An 18,302-nucleotide genomic window follows, 5' to 3' on the forward strand; every position below is an offset into this window, starting at 1 on the left:
GCGCCCGCGGCCCAGGGCCCCGGTGCCGCCCGCTCCAGCTCCCGCCGGGGCCCGTCGCCGCCGGGACCCGGGGGCGACGGGCCGCCGGGTCCACCTCACAGGGGGATGTTGCCGTGCTTGCGGGCCGGGCGCTGTTCCCGCTTGCCCGCCAGGCTCTCCAGGGCCGCGGCCAGCCGCGCCCGGGTGGCCGCGGGCTCGATCACGTCGTCCACGTAGCCGCGGGACGCCGCCGCGTAGGGGCTGGCGAAGACCTCGCGGTACTCGCGCACCTTGGCCGCCCGCATGGCGGCCGGATCCTCCGCCTCGGCGATCTCCTTCCGGAAGACGATGTTGCACGCCCCCTCCGGCCCCATCACCGCGATCTCCGCCGTTGGCCAGGCGAAGGCGTAGTCGGCCCCCAGGCCCCGGCAGCACATGGCGATGTAGGCGCCGCCGTAAGCCTTGCGCAGGACCACCGACACCTTGGGCACCGTCGCCTCCGCGTAGGCGTAGAGGACCTTGGCCCCGTGACGGATGATCCCGCCGTGCTCTTGGGCCCGGCCCGGCAGGTAGCCCGGCGTGTCGACCAGGGTGATCAGGGGGATGTTGAAGGCGTCGCAGAAGCGGACGAACCGGGCGATCTTGTCGGAGGAGTCGATGTCCAGGCAACCGGCCAGCACCCGCGGCTGGTTGGCCACCACCCCCACCACCCGGCCGGCCAGGCGGGCGAAGCCCACCACGGCGCTCTGGGCAAACCGCTGGTGCACCTCGAAGAAGGTGCCCCGGTCGACCAGGGCCTCGATCACCCGCCGCACGTCGTACGGCTTGTTGGGGTCGGTGGGCACCGCCTCCTCCAGCTCCGGCGCCGGCCGCTCAGCGGGGTCCCCCGTGTCCAGGTAGGGCGGGTCCTCCAGGTTGTTGGCGGGCAGGTAGCCGAGGAGCCGCCGGATCATCCCCAGGCACTCCCGCTCGTTGGGGGCGTAGAAATGGGCCACGCCGCTGCGGGTCGTGTGGGTGGCGGCGCCGCCCAGCTCCTCGAAGCTGATCTCCTCGCCCGTCACCGTCTTGATCACGTCGGGGCCGGTGATGAACATCTGGCTGGTGCCCTCGACCATGAAGACGAAGTCGGTGATGGCCGGCGAGTAGACGGCGCCCCCGGCGCAGGGGCCCATGATGACGGAGATCTGGGGGATGACCCCCGACGCCCAGGTGTTGCGGGCGAAGATGCGGGCGAAACCGTCCAGGGACGCCACGCCCTCCTGGATGCGGGCGCCGCCTGAGTCGTTGATGCCGATGAGGGGCGCCCCGGCCTTGAGGGCCAGGTCCATCACCTTGACGATCTTGGCGGCGTGCATCTCTCCCAGGGTGCCGCCGATCACGGTGAAGTCCTGGGCGAAGACGTACACCAGCCGGCCGTCGATGCGCCCGAACCCCGTGACGACCCCGTCGCCCGGCGCCTCCTTGCCCTCCATGCCGAACTCCCGGGCCCGGTGCTGGACGAACAGGTCCAGCTCCTGAAAGCTGCCGGGGTCCAGCAGCAGGGCCAGGCGCTCCCGGGCGGTGAGCTTGCCCTTGGCGTGCTGCTGGGCGATGCGCTGGGGCCCACCGCCCTGCTCCAGCTGGCGGCGCCGCGCCTGCAGGGCCGCCACCTTCTCGGCCATGGTGCCCGGGCCGCCGGCGGCCCCAGGTTCGGGACGCACCGGCTCCAGCGTGCCGGGCGTGCCGCCACCCGTCCCGCCGGCCCCGCCGGCGCCTTCCGGATCGCGGGCAGCCGCCGCCTCGGCAGCCCCCGCCGGCCCCTCCGCCCCGGCGCGGCGGGCCCGCCGCCGCCGGCTCTCGCCCTCGGGGCGCGGGCCGCCGGCACGGGCGGCCTGTTCGTCCTGCTGGTCCTTGCCGATGTCGGTCATGTCGCCGCGGTCCTCCGGTTTCTCGATCCGTGGGGTCCAGGGGCCGGGCCCGCGGGCCCCGGTCGCCGGCGGCCCCGCTCAGGAGCGGAAGCTGCTGTCGGTGCGGTGGATCCAGCCCCGGACCCGCATGGCCTCGGTGACCCGGCCCACCGCCACCGTATAGGCCGCCAGCCGCAGGTCGCGGGTGTCCAGCCGCTGCGCCGCCTCCCAGACCCGGCGGAAGGCGCCCACCATCCGCTCCTCCAGGCGCCGGTTGACCTCCTCCTCCGACCAGTACCAGTGGCACTGGTTCTGGACCCACTCGAAGTAACTGACGGTGACGCCGCCCGCGTTGGTCAGGATGTCGGGCAGCACCACCACGCCCCGTTCAACCAGGATCCGGTGGGCCTCCGGCGTGGTGGGGCCGTTGGCCACCTCGCCCACCACCCGGGCCTGGACCCGGCCGGCATTGGCTGCGGTGATCTGGTTTTCCAGGGCAGCCGGCAAAAGGATATCACACGGCAGGGTGAGCAAGTCGGCGTTGGTGATGGCCTGGGCGCCGGGGAAGCCCGCCACGCTGCCCGTGGCGTCCTTGTGGGCCTGGACCTCCCGCGGGTCGAGCCCGCCCTCGTTCAGGATCGCCCCGCCCGAGTCGCTGACCGCGATGACCCGCACGCCCATCTCGTAGAGCAGCCGGTGGGCGATGCTGCCGGCGTTGCCGTAGCCCTGGATGGCCACCGTGGCGTGGCGGATGTCGAGGCCGATGGCCCGCGCCGCCTCCCGCACCACGGTCACCGCCCCCCGGGCCGTGGCCTCGTGGCGGCCCAGCGACCCGCCGATCACCAGCGGCTTGCCGGTGACGATGCCGAAGGCGTTCTGCTGCCGGATCTGGCTGAACTCGTCGGCGATCCAGGCCATCACCTGGGCGGTGGTGTAGACGTCGGGGGCGGGGATGTCCTTTTCCTCCCCCATGACCTGGGCCATGGCCTGGATGTAGCCCCGGCTCAACCCCTCCAATTCCCGGGCCGACATGCGCTTGGGGTCGCAGACCACGCCGCCCTTGCCGCCCCCGAAGGGGATCTCCAGGAGGGCGCACTTCAGGGTCATCCACATGGACAAGGCCTTGACCTCGTCCGGGGTGACCTGGGGGTGGAACCGGATCCCGCCCTTGGTCGGCCCCAGGGCGTCGTTGTGCTGGGACCGGTAGCCCACGAAGACCTCCGTGCGCCCGTCGTCCATGCGGACGGGGATCGCCACCTCGATGAACCGCAGCGGGCGGGCCAGGATCCGGTAGACCGCCGGGTCGAGGCCCAGGGCCTCGCAGGCGCGGGCGATCTCCTGCTTCGCCACCTCGTAGGGGTTGGGCAGGTCGGCGGCAGTCTCCACCTTTTCGCCTTCGAGGATAGCCCCGTCCCCGGCACGCCCGCCCTCCGGCGGCGAGCCGGCCGGCGCCGGCACGGGGGGTGCGGGCACGGGCGGCGCCAGGGGCGCCGCCACCTCCATGGCCGGATCCACCGCTCCCGGGCCTTGAGCCGGCCCCGCCGGCAACGGCGATCCCGTGCCGGTGGGCGGCAAGGCCGAATCTGGCCGGCGGGGGCGATCGCCCTGTCCCGCCGGCCCTCGCCCATCCTTCGTTCCCATGTCGAGGCCCCCTTCCGCCGATGACGGCTGCGGCAGGCCCCTCCGGTTTCCCCGGATGCCTCCAGCCCATCCCGGGCCGGCCGGCCGCCCGGCGGCGCACGACCGCCCGGAAGGCGCTCCGCCCGGTTCCCCTCTCGCCTGGTCGTCCTCGCCTAGTCGTCCTGCCCCAGCACCCGGGCCACCGCGTCGCGGCTCAGGCGGATCTCCACCTTGTCGGCGATGCGCAGCCGCACGGTGTCCTCCTCCACCTTGGTCAGGGTGCCGAAGATGCCGCCGATGGTGACGACCTTGTCCCCGGCCTTGAGCCGGGCCAGCATCTCCCGGCGCCTCTTCTGCTGCTGTTGCTGGGGCCGGATGAGCATGAACCACATCAAGCCGAAGAAGACGGCGAAGATCAACAGGTTCGACAGCAGGGCATTCCCCTGTTCCGGCACGGCGCCACCTCGCCTTCCACCAAGGAGAGTGTACCCTACACGGCTTCGCTGGCCCGCGGGCAGGTCCTGCCCCGCCCGCCATCGGGGCCTAAGGCCCTGCGCAGCCCCCCAGATGCGGTCCCGACCGCCCGCGGCGCGGTCCCGGCGCCCCCGGTGCCGCCCCGGCCGCCGGAGGTCCAGGCCAGCCGCCGCCGGCCGGTTCGTCCGCCCCCGGTCCGGGGATCCACGGGGCGCCGGCCCTCAGGCCGTCGGCAGCGGTTCGGGATCGGGCGCGCGGAACCCCAAAGCCGCGCCCTCGCCGCGGTAGAAGTCCGCCCGGAACTCGGGCAGGCGGTCCTCCCGCACGGCCTGGCGCAACCGCTCCATGAAGCGGTGCAGGTAGCGCAGGTTGTGGATCGTCGTCAGCCGCATGCCCAGGGTCTCGTTGACCTTGAGCAGGTGGCGGATGTAAGCCCGCGAGAAGTGGCGGCAGGCGTAGCAGTCGCAGGCCGGATCCAGCGGGCCGAAGTCCCGGGCGAAGGCCGCGTTGCGCACGGTCAGCTTGCCCTGGGAGGTGTAGACCGTGCCGTGGCGGGCCATCCGGGTCGGCAGGACGCAGTCCATCATGTCGATGCCGCGCCACACCGCCTCCAGGATCAGGTCGGGCGTCCCCACGCCCATCAGGTACCGTGGCCGGCCGGCGGGCAGGTGGGGCACGGTGGCCTCCAGCACCGCCACCGTGACCCCCGGCGGCTCCCCCACGCTGAGGCCCCCCACGGCGTAGCCGGGGAAGTCCAGCTCCACCAGGGCCTCCGCCGAGCGCCGCCGCAGGTCGGGGAAGGCCCCGCCCTGGACGATGCCGAACAGGGCCTGTTCCTCCGGCCGCCCCTCCTCCTGCCAGGCGCGGTGGCAGCGGCGGGCCCAGCGGGTCGTCCGCTCCACGCTGGCCTCCACCTCCTCCCGGCGGGCGGGGTAGGCCAGGCACTCGTCGAAGCACATGATGATGTCCGCCCCCAGGTCCCGCTGCACCGCCAGGGACAGCTCGGGGGTGAAGAAGTGCTCCGAGCCGTCCAGGTGGGAGCGGAAGCGGACGCCGTCGGCCGTCACCTGGCGCAGGGAGGCCAGGCTGAAGACCTGGAAGCCGCCGCTGTCGGTCAGGATCGGCCGGTCCCAGGCCATGAAGCGGTGGAGGCCGCCGGCCGCCGCCACCACGCCGGCGCCGGGCCGCAGGTACAGGTGGTAGGTGTTGCTCAGGATGATCTGGGCGCCCACCGCCCGCAGCTCATCGGGACTCAGGGTCTTCACCGCCGCCTGGGTGCCCACCGGCATGAAGACCGGTGTTTCCACGACGCCGTGGGGTGTGACCAGCCGGCCCGTGCGGGCGCCGCTGTGCGCCTCCTGGTGCTCGACGGTGAACCAGCCGTCCCAGCGCCCCAAGGATCCCTCGCCTCCCGTCAACGCCCCTCCGCGCCTTCGGGCCCCTGGGCCGGTTCCTCCGCCGGGGGAACCGGCCCCTCCCCTGGAACCGCCCCGCCCAGGATCAACATGGCGTCGCCAAAGCTGAAGAACCGGTAACGCCGGGCCACCGCCTCCCGGTAGGCCGCCAGGGTCCGCTCCTTGCCCAGCAGGGCGGCCACCAGCATGATCAGGGTCGAGCGCGGCAGGTGGAAGTTGGTGATCAGGCCGTCGATGGCCTTGAACCGGTAGCCCGGGTAGATGAAGAGGTCGGTCCAGCCGCTGCCCGGCTCCACGGTCCCGTCGGGGCGGGCCACCGTCTCCAGGGTCCGGGTCACGGTGGTGCCCACGGCCACGATGCGGCCGCCGGCCGCCCGGGCCTCGTTGATCGCCGCGGCCGCCGCCGGTTCCACCCGGAAGAACTCGGCGTGCATGGTGTGGTCCTCCACCCGCTCGACGGTGACGGGCCGGAAGGTGCCCACCCCCACGTGCAGGGTGAGGTAGGCGATGCGCACCCCCTGGGCCTGGAGTTGCTCCAGCAGCTGGGGCGTGAAGTGCAGGCCGGCGGTGGGGGCCGCCACCGAGCCCTCCTCCCGGGCGTACACCGTCTGGTACCGCTCGGGGTCGTCCAGTTCGGCCCGGATGTAGGGCGGCAGGGGAACCCGGCCCAGACGGTGCAGGGTCTGGTCGACGGTCTCGCCGGCCGGCGGCTCCAGCCGGATCACCCGCTCCCCGCTCTCCCGGGCCTCCTCCACGTAGACCCGCAGGGGCCGGTCCTCGCCGCAGACCACCACCGTCCCCGGCCGGACCCGGCGTCCCGGCCGTGCCAGGGCCAGCCAGCGCCCGTCCTCCGTGGGCTGCAGCAGCAAGAACTCCACCTGGCCGCCCGTGGGCCGGCGCCCGTACAGCCGGGCCGGGCGCACCCGGGTGTCGTTGAGCACCAGGCAGTCGCCGGGCCGGAGGAACCGGGGCAGGTCCCGGAAGCGGGCATGCAGCCAACGACCCGTGTCCCGGTCGACCACCATCAGCCGCGAGGCGTCCCGCTCGGGCAGGGGCTCCTGGGCGATCAGCTCGGGCGGCAGCTCGTAGTCGAATTCCTCGACGCGCATGGACCAAGCCTTCCTCTCCACCAACGGGTGCGGGCCGGCCGCGCCCCGCCCGCGGGCAGGCTCCCCGGCGGGCCACGGACACCGGCGCCCGGGGGGTCGGGTGTGGACACCCCGGGGGGTGCGGCGCGGACATCCCGGGGCTGCGGCGCCGGATCGCCCTGGCCTTGCAGCCCCGGGAGATGCGACGCGGGCGCCCCGGGCTTGCAGCCCCCGGGGAGGTGCGACGCGGACACCCCGGGGAGAGCGGCGGGGGATCGCCCTGGGCTTTGCAGCCTCCCGGGCCGGCGGCCGTCCCCTTCACGGCCACCGGCTCCGGTCACCTCGCCTCCCCCTACCACCGCCGGGACGGGACCGGCCCGTCTCCTTGCGCATTATGGCACAAAGAAAACCCGGGACGACGGTGTCCCGGGAAACTGGATCGGCTCGACCTCAACCGTGGGACCTCGCTCCGCGCCCCAGCCCGCACCTGCGTCGGGGCAGTTCCTCAGGCCGAGGGCGGCTCGTCAAGCCGCCCCGCCCCCACCGCGCCGCGGACACCGAGGAAGCCCGTCCGATCGGACGACACCGGCCCGCCCGGGCCCACCACCGGCCGCGACCGGGCACGGGCCGGCCGGCGCCCGCCCGGGGGCCGACGGGCGTCCCGAGACCCCAGCGCGGGGCCGGGGGCCCCGGGGGCCGGAAGCCGAAGGGCTCAGGGGCAGCCGAGCAGGGAATCCGCTACGTCCCCGACCCAAGATCCCAACGGTCCCCCGCCCTCTTGACAGGTCAGCAGGTCCTCCAGGTCGTCGACCAGGTCGTCCACGGTGGACCCGGACCCCGCGTCGGCCCCACCGTCCGTGGTGCCGCTGCCGGTCGACCCGCCGGTGCCGGCCGGCGACCCCGACGTGCTCCCGCCGCTAGTGCCGCCCAGGGAGCCGGTCCCCGACGACCCGCCCGCCGGCGCCGACCCGCCGCCGCTGGAACCGCCCGACCCGGTCAGGGTCCCTACACCGGGAACGGGGATGGGCAGGGAAGAACCCGCTCCTCCCTGCCCGTCGCTGGTACCGCCCGTGCCCGGTAACACACCCCCACCCGACCCGCCGCCATCACCGCCCGTCTCCCCGGTGAGGGGAAGACCGGGCAGGACCGGGGACGTGGGGGCCGGCAGGCCCGGCAGGAGCCCGCCGGACCCGCCCCGCTCCTTGCCGCCCTTCTCGCCCGGGCCTCCACCTTGCTTCGCCGGTCCGGCGCCCGCCCCCGACCCCCGCCCCGGGCGGTCGGCCCGGCCGGCACCGGCCTTGGCGCCTCCTGCCGGCTGGCCGTCCTTCCGGTCGTGGCCGGCCTTCCGGCCCCCGGCCGTTCGACTCGCCCCACCCTCCGGGACGGCGGGCTCGGCCAGGCGTACCGGCAAGACGAATTGCATGATGCCGTGGGGGAGCACCTGGCGCAGCGTCCGGACCTTTTTCAGGCCGTCCAGGATGGCGGCCCCAAGAAGGGCGTCCGCCTGGTCACCCCCGCCGGGCCGCAGGTTCCCGCCGGAACCCGGTGTCCCCGGCGTCCCGCCGGAACCGGCCGGCGGGGTCACCGGCCGCCCGCTACCCCCGCCCGCAGGGCGCGCCGAGCCGCCTGCGCCCCCTGGCCGCCCCGGGCCGAACCCCATGCGGCCCAGGTCCTCCGGGCCCAGGCGGACCAGGCGGGCCAGGGCCTCGGCCACCAGGGACGGCGAGGGACCCCCGGCGGCGGGCTGCTGGGTGACCGCCTCGACCTGGGCGCCCAGCAAGGCCGCCGCCTTGAAGACGGAGAGCCCCGCGCGCCGGGCGAACTGGCCCAGCTGCGGTCCCACCTGGGGCTCGTCGACCGCGATGACGGCGGCGGCCACCATCTCCGGCCGCCGCTCGAGGACCACGGCCGCGCCCCGCTGGGCGCGAGCGACGGCCTGGCGCACGGCCGGCGGCAAGCCTTGCCCCTCCTCGAGGGGCGCCGCCGCGATGACGACGACCCCCGGCAGGGGCGTCGCCATCTGGGCGGCCCGTTCGACCAGCAGGACGATGACCCGGTCCACCGGCAACCCGACCCAGGCTGCCGGCTCGATCAGGGCCGCGGCCGCCTCCGTCAGGGGCTCGACCCCCAGCACCAGGGCCCATGGGTCCGTCACCAGGCCCACGCTGGCCGGATCCAGGTCCACGGTGACGTAGCCGGCCGGACCGGCCGCCACCGGCGTCACCAAAAAGCCGCTGAACACGGCCACCAGCAAGGCCGCGGCAGCGGCCCAGGCCACCAGCGGGCGCCAGGCGGGGCGCCGGACGACCTCCAGGTGGACCTCCTGCCCCACGGTCCAGCGACGACCGCGCAGGGGCACCCGGAGGAACTGGCCCCCCTCCCGCAGGACGACGGCGCTATCCCCGTCGATCTCCAGCACGACCGCCTTCGTCCCCACGGCCCTGCACGCCTCCCCCGGCCGGTTCGTCCCAAGGAATCCGGCCTCCGTTACTCCTTACGCAAAGGACGGGTTCGGTTCTGGGGTGATTGTCGGATTTGGACACAAAAAAGTCGTCCGTCCCCGCTCCCCCTGGCCGGTCCCGCCGGCTCCCAGCCATGCGTTGGCCGCGTCCCGTCCCCTCCGGCGCGGGCGCCTTCCAAGTCGACGGCTCGGTGACCCGCGCTGCCTCTTGTCCGGCCGGCCTTCAGCCGGCGGTCAGCCGGTGCCGGCCAGCTGGCGCCGGCGAGCCGGCGCCGGTGGCCCGCTTCAGGCCACGTACTCCTGGAGAAATACATAATCCCCGATGAGGATCAGGGCAACGGCCACGATGTACTTGCGCTGGCGCTCCAAGGTCTTGCGCGACGCCTGCACCTCCGGGTCCGCCGCCAGCTCCCGTAAGGGCAGGGTCCGGTTCTTCAGCAGGGCTTCCCGGTACGCCGGCACCGACGCCAGCCGGCGCGCCACCTGGATCGCCCGGTCCCGGGCGTCCTTGTGCTTGGGACAGTTCTCCACCAGGTCGCTGAAGCGGATGCCGAAGAGAGCCAGCTCCTGCTGGAACCGGAGGATCTCCTGGCGCCGCTCCCAGGCCTCGACGGCCAGGGCGTGCTGGTCCAGGGCCGCCTGGATGTCCACCTGGTTGACGGGATGCCCCTCATCGTCTTCGGTCTCCAGGTCGCTGAAGGGGACGACGGCCCGCGCCGCCGACTGCTTGCGGAAGTGGTCGATCAACCGGCGCTTGATCACCGTCTCGGCGAAGGCGATGAAGTTGTTGCCCCGGGTGGCGTCGAACCGGTCGATGGCCTCGTTGAAGGCCAGCAAGCCGATGCTGATCTCCTCGTCCTGGCCGGCGTGCAGGTACCGGCCGCAGACCCGGGAGGCCACCTTGAGCACGAAGGGGGTGTACGCCCGGATCAGCTCGTTGCGGGCGTCGTCATCCCCCGCCTTCGCCTGGACGATCAGCTGGTCCGTCCCCAGGGGGCTGGCATTCATGGCTCCACCCCGTCGGCATCGAGCTGCCGCCGGCCACCCGGGCGGGCGACGCCGCCGGCCGGCACCCGTCCTCTCCCATGGCCGGGCGCCCTAGCGCCCGCGGAACAGCAGGTTGAGCACCAGGGTCAAGAGCAGGCTCAACAACAGGGAACTGGCGAGGGGGAAGAAGAAGGTGAAGTTCCCGCGCCGGACGACGATGTCCCCCGGCAAGCCGCCGAAGCCGATGCGGCCGGCCAGCCAGAGGAACAGGCCCAGGGCCGCCAGGCCCAGGCCCATGACGACGAGCCAGCGCCCGATGTCCGTCAACCCCACGGTACTCACCCGACCCTTCGGTCATCCCCTGTCCGGTTCCGCCTATGGGATTCCCTATTCCCGATGAACCGGCCATCTCCTACAAAGTTTACAGTTTCATGACGAAATGTTTACATCCCCAGGCCCGGGAGGCGCTGCTGCAGCCCCGCCCCCTCGGCCCCCTCCTCCAGCCAGGCCGGGATCGGGAGCCCCAGGTGCTCGTAGGCGCGGCGGGCCAGCACCCGGCCCCGGGGCGTGCGCTGCAGGAAGCCCATCTGCATCAGGTAGGGTTCGTAGACGTCCTCGATGGTCTCCGGCTCTTCCCCGATGGCGGCGGCCAGGGTCTCCAGGCCCACCGGCCCGCCGCCGTAGTGCAGGGCCATCACGGTCAACAGCCGGCGATCGGCCCGGTCCAGGCCCAGGGGGTCGACCTCCATGAGATCCAGTCCGGCCCGGGCCACCTCGGCGGTGATGACCCCCTCGGCCCGTACCTGCGCGTAGTCCCGCAGCCGGCGCAAGAGGCGGTTGGCCACCCGCGGCGTGCCGCGGGCCCGCCGGGCCACCTCCTGGGCGCCCTCGGGGTCGATGGCCACCCCCAGGATGCCCGCCGAGCGCATGACGATCCGGGCCAGTTCCTCCGGCCGGTAGTATTCGAGGCGCAAGAGGACGCCGAACCGGTCCCGCAAGGGTCCCGTCAGGCGTCCGGCCCGGGTCGTCGCGCCCACCAGGGTGAAGCGGGGCAGGTCGATGCGCAGGGACCGCGCCGCCGGCCCCTTGCCGATGATCAGGTCCAGGGCGAAGTCCTCCATGGCCGGGTAGAGGACCTCCTCCACCGGCCGCGGCAGGCGGTGGATCTCGTCGATGAACAGCACGTCCCGGTCGTTCAGGTTCGTCAAGAGGGCGGCCAGGTCGCCCGCCCGTTCGATGGCCGGGCCGGAGGTCATGCGAAAGCCCACGCCCAGCTCCCGGGCGATGACCTGGGCCAGGGACGTCTTGCCCAGGCCCGGGGGACCGTAGAGCAGCACGTGATCCAGGGCGTCCCCCCGCTCCCGCGCCGCCTGGATGTAGATGGACAGCTTCTCCTTCACGCCCTCCTGGCCCGGGAAGTCGTCCAGGGACTGGGGGCGCAGGCCCGCCTCCAGCGGGGCGTCGCCGGGCTGCAGCCGGCTCGAGACGACGCGCTCCTCCTCGATCATCGGGCCGCACCTCCCACCGTCCGGCTTCCGGCCAGCGCCCGCAGGGCGGCCCGCACCCAGGCCGCGGCCGGGGCATCGGGTTCCACCTCCGCCGCCGCCATCGCCAGGGCCTGCTCCGCCTCCAGCGGGCTGTAGCCCAGGGATTCCAGGGCCGCCCGGGCGTCATCCCGCGGCGCCGGGGCGGCACCCGCGGACCTCCCGTCGGACGAACCCGCCGTGCCGGCCCCCGGGGCGCCGGCCGCCGCCGGGCCCGCTGCCAGATCCTCCGGCGCCCCCAGCCGGTCCCGCAGCTCCGTCAGCAGCCGGCGGGCCAGCTTGGGGCCAACCCCCGGCACCCGGACCAGGGGGGCCGGCTCCTGCAAGACCACCGCCCGGCGCAATTCGTCCGGGCTCAGAACCGACAGCACCGACAGGGCCACCCGGGGCCCCACGCCCGAGACGGTCACCAGGGCGTCGAAGGCGGCTTGCTCATCGGGCGTGGCGAAGCCGTAGAGCGACCACTGGTCTTCCCGCACCACCAGCCGGGTCAGGAGCCGCACGGGTTCCCCCACCGCCGGCAGGCGGCGCTGGGTCTGGCGGGAGACCGCCACCCGGAAGCCCACGCCGCCCACGTCGACCCAGACCTCGTCGCCGTGGCAGCCGGCCAGCCGGCCGCTGAGGAACGCGATCACCGCCCGGCCCCCCCGCGGGGCGATCGACCGCTGCCGGCCGGCACCGCCTCCGCAGCGGCTCCCGGCTCCGACCCGGCGCCCGCCGCGCCCGCCGGCCGGTCCCCGGCGCGCCCCGCCATGGGCCGCGCCCCGCTTGCCCTTACGGCGGCGGCCTGCCCCGCCCAGGCCGAGGTCTGGGCATGCAGGCAGCACACCGCCACCGCCAGGGCGTCGGCGGCGTCGTCGGGCACCGGCGGCCGCGCCAGGCCGAGCAGGGTCTGAACCATGCGCTGCACCTGGGCCTTGGAGGCCCGGCCGTACCCCACCACGGCCTGCTTGACCTCATGGGGCGCGTACTCGTGGACCGGCAACCCCGCCCGGGCCGCGGCCAGCAGGGCGACGCCCCGGGCCTGGCCCACGTGCAGGGCGCTGGACCGGTTCTTCTGGAGGAACAGGCGCTCCACGGCCACGGCCTGGGGCCGGTAGCGGGCCAGCAGCTCCTCGAGGTCCCGGTAGATGGCGGCCAGGCGCTGAGCCGGGGGCTGGCCGGCGGGCGTGCGGATCACGCCGTAGGTCACGGGCACCAGGGTCGTGCCGGCCACCGCCACGACGCCGAAGCCCATGGTCGCCGTCCCCGGATCGATGCCCAGCACCTGCAACGCAATCCCTCCGTTCATCCGGGGGAGTTTCGACAGGTGACCGGGCGCTTCCTTGTGGATTGGGAAGGGAAGGCAAGGAGGTCCCAGGGGTCCGTCCGGGTCCGTCCGGACGGGCCGTGGGCCGGAGCCAGGGCCTGGACGAGCTCATGCGATTGGCTCGCTCAGGGCCTCTCTCGGGGGGTCAACGCTCATGGCCTCTCTCAGGGCGTCAGGCTCTCGAGGACGTGCCAGGCCTCGGCATCGCCCTCCACCACCAGCCCCTGCTGCAGGCGCCGCCGGTCCCCGGGCAGGAGGCGCTCCTCCGGCACCGTGGTGATGAGCCGCGGCGGGCCCAGGTCCCGGCCCTTCTCGCCAGGCCGGCCATAGAACACCGCGACCCGGCCGTCTTCCAGGCCCACGGTGCGGTAGCGCAGCCAAGCCTCGGGCGGGCAGGGGCCCGGCAGGCTGCGCTCGAGGACGATCCGGCCGGCCCGGGCCTCGACGAGCCGCCACGTATCTCTGCTGCGCAAAAGGTCGGCCACCCGCCAGCCCGTCTCCACCGGCGTCGGCGGCCGCTCGGTCTCCAGGACGACGCCGTCGCAGGCCGGATACCGCGTCCGCTCCACCAGCCGCGTCTCCGGCGTCAGCAGGGTGGCACGCACCGGCGGCGCGGGCTTGCGGGCGGCGGGGGCCGGTTCGTCCCGGCCGGCAGCGTCCTGGCGCCACCAGTAGGCCCCTGCGGCCACCCCGCCCAGGATGGCCACCGCCACCAGCGTCGCCGCCATGGCCTGCCTGCGCCCCGTCGCCACGGGCCTGCCTCCCGGGAGGCACCCGCCCGCGGCAGGGAAGCCCCGCCCCGGAGCGGGCACCGTCATCTCTGGAAGGCCAGCATGCCCGGGCGGCGGCGCTCCTATGCATCCCGGTGGATCGCGGTGGATCCCGGGGCGGCCCGGCCGCGGGACCCCGACACCCCGCTACCGGCCCGGCCGTGGAACCCCGGCACCCCGCTACCAGCCCGGCCGCGGGACCCTGCCGCGGTACCCCGTCACCGGCCTGCCCCCGCGGCAGGCCACGGCGGTCCCGGGGTCAGGATTCGACCAGCAGCTCGTCGGGAAGCTCGAAGTTGCCGTAGATCTCCTGGACGTCGTCGTGGTCCTCCAGGGCGTCGAGCAGGCGCAGGAGCTGCTCGGCCTCCTTGCCCTCCACCTTCACCTCGGTCTTGGGCACCATGCGCAGCTCGGCGTCCTCCACCGGCACCCCGGCCGCCTCCAGGGCCTCCCGGACCCGGTGCAGGTCATCGGGGTCGGTGTAGACGACGAAGGCGCCGTCCTCCGCCTTGAGGTCCTCCGCCCCCGCCTCCACGGCCAGGAGCAGCAGGTCGTCTTCGGCAGGCGCGCCCTGGGCGGGCACGGTGATGACGCCCTTGCGGTCGAACATCCACGCCACGCAACCGCTCTCGCCCAGGTTGCCCCCGTGCTTGGCGAAGATGTGGCGGATCTCGCCGGCACTGCGGTTGCGGTTGTCGGTCAGGATCTCCAGCATCAGGGCGACGCCGCCGGGGCCGTAGCCCTCGTAGATCAGCTCCTCGTAGTTGTCCGCGTCGGACTCGCCCAGGCCCCGCTTGATGGCGCGCTCGATGTTCTCCGCCGGCATGCTGAACTGGCGCGCCCGCTCCAGGGCCAGGCGCAGGCGCGGGTTCGCGTCGGGGTCGCCGCCGCCCTGGCGCACAGCGGCCATGATCTCCCGCGCCAGCTTGGAGAAGATCTTGCCCTTCTTCGCGTCCTGCCGAGCCTTGCGATGCTTGCGGTTCGCCCACTTGGAGTGCCCGGCCATGGTGCTCCATCCTCCCGTGGCATCATGTACAGGATGAATCCCCGTGATCGGCCGCACCGGCACCCGCACGAGGAGGTGCCGCGCCCTATTGTAGCACGGCTGTAACACAGCCCGCCGGGCGGCCGGCCAGCCGGCTGCCCGGCCGGCGCGCCACCTGGCGCGAGAGGCCAGACGGCGGGCCTGCGCGCCGGCCCAGGGCGGTCCGGCGGGATGGCGCATCGGGGTCGGGCGATGCGTGCCGGCCGCTCTCACTCCTCCTCGCGGACGAAGGCGGCCAGGTCTTCCATCATCGACAGGTACCGCTCGCCGGTGTCGGGCAGCACCGCCAGGACCCGGCGGCCGGGCCCCAGCTCCCGCGCCACCTGCCGGGCCGCCCAGGCCGCGGCCCCCGACGAGATGCCGACCAGCAGCCCCTCTTCCCGCGCCAGGCGGCGCATCATGACCACCGCATCCTCGTCGCGCACGGGCACGATGCGGTCGATCACCCTGCGGTTCAAGACCCGGGGGACGAACCCGGCGCCGATGCCCTGGATCCGGTGGGGCCCCGGCTCGCCGCCCGAGAGCACCGCCGAGGCGGCCGGTTCCACCGCCACCACCAGGCAGCCCGGGCACTGTTTCTTGAGGACCTCCCCCACCCCCGTCAGCGTCCCGCCCGTGCCGACGCCGGCCACGAAGGCATCCAGCCGGCCGTCCATCTGCTCGAGGATCTCCCGGGCCGTGGTCCGGCGGTGGATCTCGGGGTTGGCGGGGTTGTCGAACTGCATCGGCATGAAGTAGGTAGGATGCTCGGCCACCAGCTCCTCCGCCTTGCGGATGGCGCCGGCCATGCCTTCCGGCCCGGGGGTCAGGACCAGCTCGGCGCCGTAGGCGCGCAGCAGGGCCCGCCGTTCCAGGGACATGGTCTCGGGCATCACCAGCAGCAGCCGGTAGCCCTTGACGGCGGCCACCATGGCCAGGCCGATGCCCGTGTTGCCGCTGGTCGGCTCGACGATGGTGTACCCCGGCTTCAGGCGGCCGTCCCGTTCGGCGGCTTCGATCATGCTGAGGGCGATGCGGTCCTTGACGGAACCGGCGGGGTTGTACGACTCCAGCTTGACCCAAACCTCGGCGGCGTCCCGGGGCACCACCTTGTTGAGGCGCACCACCGGGGTCCCGCCCACCAGCTGCAGGACGTCGGTCGCCACGCGACCGGCCTGCGCCCTGACGTCGGCCAATGCCGCGACCTCCCGTCTCCAGGATCGGCAATCCCAGGTCTCCGGGTTGCCCCGGAGGCATCCGGACCGGGCGGGAACGGCCCGCCCGGTTTCCAGCATACCAGGATTCGCCGTCCCGGAAACGGTGCGGGGTCCAGGCCCTGCCCTCACCGCCCCGCCCCGCCCGCACCCCCGCCGCCGGTTCCCGGCGCGGCCCCCGGCCAGGGAGCCACCCACGGCGGAACGTCGCCCGGGATGACCGTCTCCACCAGGGGCACCGGCACCTCTACGGGCACCGTGTCGCCGTAGAGGGGGATGGCGACCCGCACCGTGGTGCGGATCACCAGCACCACCCGGTGCCGGACCTGGTTGATCCCCGCCCCGTCGAACCGGCTCTCCACGTCCACATCGACCCGGCCCAGGGGCAGGATGCGGACGGGCACCTCCGGCCCCCAGCCGGCCAGCAGCTCGTTGCCCAGGGCGGCCCCCAGGGGGATGCGCACCGGCATGCCCCGCAGGTCGTTGAGCCGCTCCTGGACCGCCCGCAGCACCCGGGCCTGGACGTCCACGATCAGCGGCGTGTTCACCTGGACGAACACGGGCCGGCCCGCGTCGTAGCGGACGCGGACCACGTCCTCGGGCTGGTAGCGGCCGGCGATCTCCGCCTCCACGGCGGCGCCGATGGCCTGCACCGCGCGGATCTCCGCCTCCCGGCGGGCGATGGTCATCAGGGCAGGCGTCAGGGCCCGTTCGACCAGCCACAGGAGGGCAAGCAGGGTCCCGAGGAGCAGCAGCAGGATGCCGCGGCGGCTGAGGCGCAACCGGGGCGGCCCGCCCCACCACCGCCGGTTCCTCCGGCGCACGTAGGCCACAAGGGGTCACCGTCCCGGGACCGGCAGGACCGGGTCCCGGGCCTATGTGTATGCGCCGGGCCGGGGGGCCTGAACGGCCGGCGGGGACGGGGATGCGCCGGAAGGGGCCGCAAGGGTCACCCGGGGCGGCGACCCGCGGGCGGTCCCGGTCCCGATTCGGCAAGCCCCCGGGCCGCCGGTCCAGGGCCGGCCCGGGCACCGCTTAACGGCCCGGCAGGCGCAGGCGGGCGAAGCGCCGCTTGCCCACCTGGAGGACCGCCCCGTCCGCGGGGGCCAGCTCCTCCTGGGGCGAGGTGACCCGCTGGCCGTCCAGCCGCACGGCCCCCTGCTCGATCAGCCGCCGGGCCTCGCTGTTGGACGGGGCCATGCCCGCCACCCGCAGGAGCTGGACGGCGTCGAGCCGGGGCGCGGGCAGGACCACCTCCGGCATGTCCGCCGGCAGCTCGTGGCGGCTGAAGACCCGCAGGAACTCCTCCTGGGCGGCGTCGGCCGCGGCCTGGCCGTGGTACATGCGGACCAGGGCGTGGGCCAGCCGCAGCTTGGCATCCCGCGGGTTGACCCGGCCCTCCGCCATCCCCTGCTCCAGGCGGCGGATCTCCGCCATGTCCAGGTCCGTCGCCAGCACCATGTACTTGACGATCAGCTCGTCCGGGATCGACATGGTCTTGCCGAACATCTCGCCGGGCGGCTCGGCGATGCCGATGTAGTTGCCCAGGGACTTGGACATCTTGTCCTTGCCGTCGGTACCCTCCAGCAGGGGCATGAGCAGGGCGACCTGGGGCTCCTGGCCGTACTCCCGCTGGATCTCCCGGCCCACCAGCAGGTTGAACTTCTGGTCGGTGCCCCCGAGCTCCACGTCGGCCCGCACGGCCACGGAGTCGTAGGCTTGCGCCAGGGGGTAGAGGAACTCGTGGATGGCGATGGGCCGGCCCTCCCGGTAACGCTGGGCGAAGTCGTCCCGCTCCAGCATCCGGGCCACGGTGTAGCGCGCCGCCAGGCGGATCACGTCGGCGAAGGTCATCGCCCCGAGCCAGCGGGCGTTGAAGGTGAGCTCGGTCCGCTCCAGGTCGAGGATCCGGCCCAGCTGTTCCGCGTAGGTGCGCGCGTTCGCCCGCACCTCCTCATCGCTCAGCTGGGGCCGGGTCACCGACTTGCCCGTGGGGTCACCGATGCGGCCCGTGAAGTCGCCGATGATCAGGACCACCTGGTGCCCCAGGTCCTGGAACTGCCGCAGCTTGCGCAAGACCACGGTGTGGCCGATGTGCAGGTCGGGCGCCGTCGGATCGAGGCCCAGCTTGACCCGCAGGGGCCGGCCGGTTTCCAGCGAACGCTGCAGCTTCTGCAAGAGCTCTGCTTCGGAGACGATCTCCGCCGCCCCGCGCCGCAGGATCTCGAGCTGCTCCTGCGCGGAAAGGGAGGCACCGCTTGCCCGGGTCGTCGCCGCCACGCCGCTTCCCTTCCTCCACCCGTCCCTGGAGTTCCCTGACATTGTCATGCTTGTCTTTACAAAAGGCACCCGTCAGGCACCCGTTCAAAACGCACCGTCAAAAGCCGTCCATCCCAAAAGGGACCCGTTAAAACCACGCGGACCGGTCCGTCCACCCCCGGCCCCGGCGGCCCGTCCCCATCCCGGGCCGCGCTGGCACGAAGGTAATATAACCGGTATGGACTGACAAGGCGCGCCGGCGGGGACGGCGC

The 18,302-nt window shown here is 73.9% G+C and carries 15 protein-coding genes and 1 pseudogene; all 16 read right to left on the reverse strand.

Annotated elements, in window-relative coordinates:
• Positions 1-95 precede the first annotated feature (95 nt).
• The 16 genes and pseudogenes from ACYQ02_RS03090 to tyrS all read right to left on the reverse strand — a co-directional run bounded on the left by ACYQ02_RS03090 (position 96) and on the right by tyrS (position 18,051).
• Positions 96-1,640 (reverse strand): acyl-CoA carboxylase subunit beta, encoded by a 1,545-nt coding sequence (locus ACYQ02_RS03090; RefSeq protein ID WP_460039039.1) that lies wholly within the window; start codon positions 1,638-1,640, stop codon positions 96-98.
• A 324-nt stretch (positions 1,641-1,964) separates the two neighbouring features.
• Complete coding sequence (locus tag ACYQ02_RS03095) at positions 1,965-3,368, reverse strand: Glu/Leu/Phe/Val family dehydrogenase (RefSeq protein WP_460038967.1); 1,404 nt, start codon at positions 3,366-3,368, stop codon at positions 1,965-1,967.
• A 290-nt stretch (positions 3,369-3,658) separates the two neighbouring features.
• Positions 3,659-3,940 (reverse strand): preprotein translocase subunit YajC, encoded by a 282-nt coding sequence (gene yajC / locus ACYQ02_RS03100; RefSeq protein WP_460038968.1) that lies wholly within the window; start codon positions 3,938-3,940, stop codon positions 3,659-3,661.
• Positions 3,941-4,180: 240 nt separating this feature from the next.
• A complete protein-coding gene (gene tgt, locus ACYQ02_RS03105; protein WP_460038969.1) occupies positions 4,181-5,356 on the reverse strand; it encodes a tRNA guanosine(34) transglycosylase Tgt in 1,176 nt (391 codons plus the stop codon).
• 17 nt (positions 5,357-5,373) lie between these two features.
• A complete protein-coding gene (gene queA / locus ACYQ02_RS03110) occupies positions 5,374-6,483 on the reverse strand; it encodes a tRNA preQ1(34) S-adenosylmethionine ribosyltransferase-isomerase QueA (protein ID WP_460038970.1) in 1,110 nt (369 codons plus the stop codon).
• A gap of 691 nt (positions 6,484-7,174) precedes the next feature.
• Positions 7,175-8,899: an anti-sigma factor domain-containing protein gene (locus ACYQ02_RS03115; protein WP_460038971.1), complete on the reverse strand. Its 1,725-nt coding sequence runs from the start codon at positions 8,897-8,899 to the stop codon at positions 7,175-7,177.
• 309 nt (positions 8,900-9,208) lie between these two features.
• The gene (sigI, locus tag ACYQ02_RS03120) at positions 9,209-9,931 is read right to left on the reverse strand and encodes an RNA polymerase sigma factor SigI (RefSeq protein WP_460038972.1); all 723 of its coding nucleotides are present in this window, start codon (positions 9,929-9,931) and stop codon (positions 9,209-9,211) included.
• Positions 9,932-10,021: 90 nt separating this feature from the next.
• Positions 10,022-10,252 (reverse strand): DUF2905 domain-containing protein, encoded by a 231-nt coding sequence (locus tag ACYQ02_RS03125; protein ID WP_460038973.1) that lies wholly within the window; start codon positions 10,250-10,252, stop codon positions 10,022-10,024.
• Positions 10,253-10,353: 101 nt separating this feature from the next.
• Complete coding sequence (gene ruvB, locus ACYQ02_RS03130) at positions 10,354-11,418, reverse strand: Holliday junction branch migration DNA helicase RuvB (RefSeq protein WP_460038974.1); 1,065 nt, start codon at positions 11,416-11,418, stop codon at positions 10,354-10,356.
• Positions 11,415-12,089 (reverse strand): Holliday junction branch migration protein RuvA, encoded by a 675-nt coding sequence (ruvA, locus tag ACYQ02_RS03135; protein ID WP_460038975.1) that lies wholly within the window; start codon positions 12,087-12,089, stop codon positions 11,415-11,417. Before ruvA ends, ruvB begins: the two co-directional genes overlap by 4 nt.
• A gap of 176 nt (positions 12,090-12,265) precedes the next feature.
• Positions 12,266-12,727 (reverse strand): annotated as a pseudogene (gene ruvC / locus ACYQ02_RS03140) (crossover junction endodeoxyribonuclease RuvC); the annotation flags it as partial.
• Positions 12,728-12,927: 200 nt separating this feature from the next.
• Positions 12,928-13,515 (reverse strand): hypothetical protein, encoded by a 588-nt coding sequence (locus tag ACYQ02_RS03145; RefSeq protein ID WP_460038976.1) that lies wholly within the window; start codon positions 13,513-13,515, stop codon positions 12,928-12,930.
• Positions 13,516-13,792: 277 nt separating this feature from the next.
• Positions 13,793-14,539: a YebC/PmpR family DNA-binding transcriptional regulator gene (locus ACYQ02_RS03150; RefSeq protein ID WP_460038977.1), complete on the reverse strand. Its 747-nt coding sequence runs from the start codon at positions 14,537-14,539 to the stop codon at positions 13,793-13,795.
• A 248-nt stretch (positions 14,540-14,787) separates the two neighbouring features.
• Positions 14,788-15,753 carry a cysteine synthase A gene (gene cysK / locus ACYQ02_RS03155; protein WP_460038978.1) on the reverse strand — a complete coding sequence of 322 codons (966 nt, stop codon included), beginning with the start codon at positions 15,751-15,753 and terminating at the stop codon, positions 14,788-14,790.
• A 146-nt stretch (positions 15,754-15,899) separates the two neighbouring features.
• Positions 15,900-16,604 (reverse strand): sporulation protein YunB, encoded by a 705-nt coding sequence (yunB, locus tag ACYQ02_RS03160; RefSeq protein ID WP_460038979.1) that lies wholly within the window; start codon positions 16,602-16,604, stop codon positions 15,900-15,902.
• A gap of 202 nt (positions 16,605-16,806) precedes the next feature.
• Entirely contained in the window at positions 16,807-18,051 is a 1,245-nt protein-coding gene (gene tyrS, locus ACYQ02_RS03165; RefSeq protein WP_460038980.1) for a tyrosine--tRNA ligase, read from the reverse strand.
• Positions 18,052-18,302 lie beyond the last annotated feature (251 nt).

The organism is Thermaerobacter litoralis (genome assembly GCF_054654595.1).